This is a genomic window from Azonexus sp. (genome assembly GCF_036170495.1).
GTDB lineage: Bacteria > Pseudomonadota > Gammaproteobacteria > Burkholderiales > Rhodocyclaceae > Azonexus.
On the sequence record NZ_JAVHPH010000174.1, the window covers coordinates 1 to 1695 of the forward strand.

The 1695-nt window shown below is 56.8% G+C and carries 3 protein-coding genes and 1 tRNA gene; all 4 read right to left on the minus strand.

The window, feature by feature from the left end:
- Window position 1: 1 nt before the first annotated feature.
- A tRNA-Ser gene (locus ADADOO_RS05760) sits at window positions 2-92 on the minus strand.
- A gap of 35 nt (window positions 93-127) precedes the next feature.
- Complete coding sequence (locus ADADOO_RS05765; protein WP_511275789.1) at window positions 128-397, minus strand: hypothetical protein; 270 nt, start codon at window positions 395-397, stop codon at window positions 128-130.
- A gap of 9 nt (window positions 398-406) precedes the next feature.
- The gene (locus ADADOO_RS05770; RefSeq protein ID WP_511275791.1) at window positions 407-658 is read right to left on the minus strand and encodes a DUF4212 domain-containing protein; all 252 of its coding nucleotides are present in this window, start codon (window positions 656-658) and stop codon (window positions 407-409) included.
- The coding region (locus ADADOO_RS05775) for a VC_2705 family sodium/solute symporter (RefSeq protein WP_511275793.1) at window positions 655-1695 on the minus strand (1041 nt) is incomplete at its 5' end. The genes ADADOO_RS05775 and ADADOO_RS05770, both read right to left, overlap by 4 nt.

Consider the following 1695-nt stretch of genomic DNA (forward strand, 5'->3'; position numbering starts at 1 on the left):
CTGGCGGAGGAGGCGGGATTCGAACCCGCGGTAGGGGATTACCCTACACACGCTTTCCAGGCGTGCGACTTAAACCACTCATCCACCCCTCCGGAAGCGGCGCATTGTAGCAGAAGAGGCAGCTTGGTCAAACAAACTTTCGGACAAAAGCGAGCCCCAGCCAGAGGATCAGGAGAATGGCAAAGGTGACGTTACCGATGAGCATTTCGCTTGCCGAATGCGGCAGAACCGTAGCCACCATCCGGCGAGGTGCCTTGGTGATCAAGGAGAAAAGTTGGTAGACACGGTTGCCGGACCGTTGCCGCCCCCCTATCAAATACAGCACTCCCTGACCGATCAGGCAAAGGCCAAGCATTTCGACAATCGCCCGCACCGCGCTGATCAGGAAAAGACTCATTGAATGCGCTCAGAAGTCGTCGACGCCGAATTCTGCATCGAGTTTTTTCATCTGCCGGTTGTACCACCAGATGATCAGCAGGTAGAGGACCAAGGCGCCTTGAGCAGCCATGTAGAAACCCAGGGGAAAGCCAAGGATAACGACCTCGTTGATGCCTCGGGCGAACCAGGTTAGGCCAAAGGTTATGAATAGCCAGAAGCAAATAAGGACAAAGGTCAGGCTTCGCGTTTTACGCCAGTGAAGATCGGCTTTTGAGATCACGACGCGTCTCCATTCCGGAAACGGATCGTGCTGAGGAAGCTGGCCGCCCGGGGATCTGGTTTGGTGAACAGGCTGACGATAATGGTTGTCATGAAACCGGCCACGACACCAAACAGGCCGCCGGATGTCGATTGGATGTGAAACCACGGCTCCATGCCAAAACCGCTGATCCCGAGCATGGGGATGCTGTCGAATTCGACGCGAATGATGTAATAAATCGACAGCAGAATGCCAACCACCATGCCGGCCAGCGCGCCGGCACGGGTCGCCCTTTCCCAGAAAATGCCAAGAACCAGTGCCGGGAAGAAGGCGGAACCGGCAATGGAAAAAGCCCAGGAAACCATGGAGAGAATTGTTCCCGGTTTTTGGGCGGCGACGGTGGCGGCGAGAATGGCGACGACCAACAGCATCGACTTTGAGATCACCAGCCGAAATTGGGTCGACGCATCGGGACGGAAGATGCGGTAATAAACATCGTGCGACATGGAACTGGTAATCGTCAGCAACAGGCCGTCGGCGGTGGACAGGGCTGCGGCCAGACCACCGGCCGCGACCAGACCGGAGACAACATAGGGCATACCGGCAATTTCCGGGGTGGCGAGCACGATGACGTCCGGGTTCAGTGACAGTTCAGCCAGTTGCAGGATGCCGTCGGCATTGATGTCCTCAATGCTGACCAACCCGATCTTGGCCCATGCAGCCACCCAACCGGGCAATTTGGTGATGGGTATTTCGGCCAGATGGGAGAGCACCTCGTACTTGGCGAAGACCGCGTAGGCTGGCGCGGTAATGTAAAGCAAGAGAATGAACAACAGCGACCAGAATACCGATTCGCGCGCCTGGCGAACGGTGGGCGTCGTGTAGTAGCGGGTCAGCACGTGCGGCAGGGCGGCCGTCCCTATGGTCAGACAAAAGATCAGCGCGAGAAAATTGACGCGCATGATGTTCTGTTCCTCGACCGTCTCACCGGGAAAGGCCTCAGCGTGATGAATCGGTGTTTTGCTACGGTCGACCGCAGAAAACATCGCATTTTCCCA

Coding starts and splice junctions, on each gene's coding strand:
- ADADOO_RS05765 (WP_511275789.1), bottom strand. CDS start 397: ATGAGTCTTTTCCTGATCAGCGCGGTGCGGGCGATTGTCGAAATGCTT.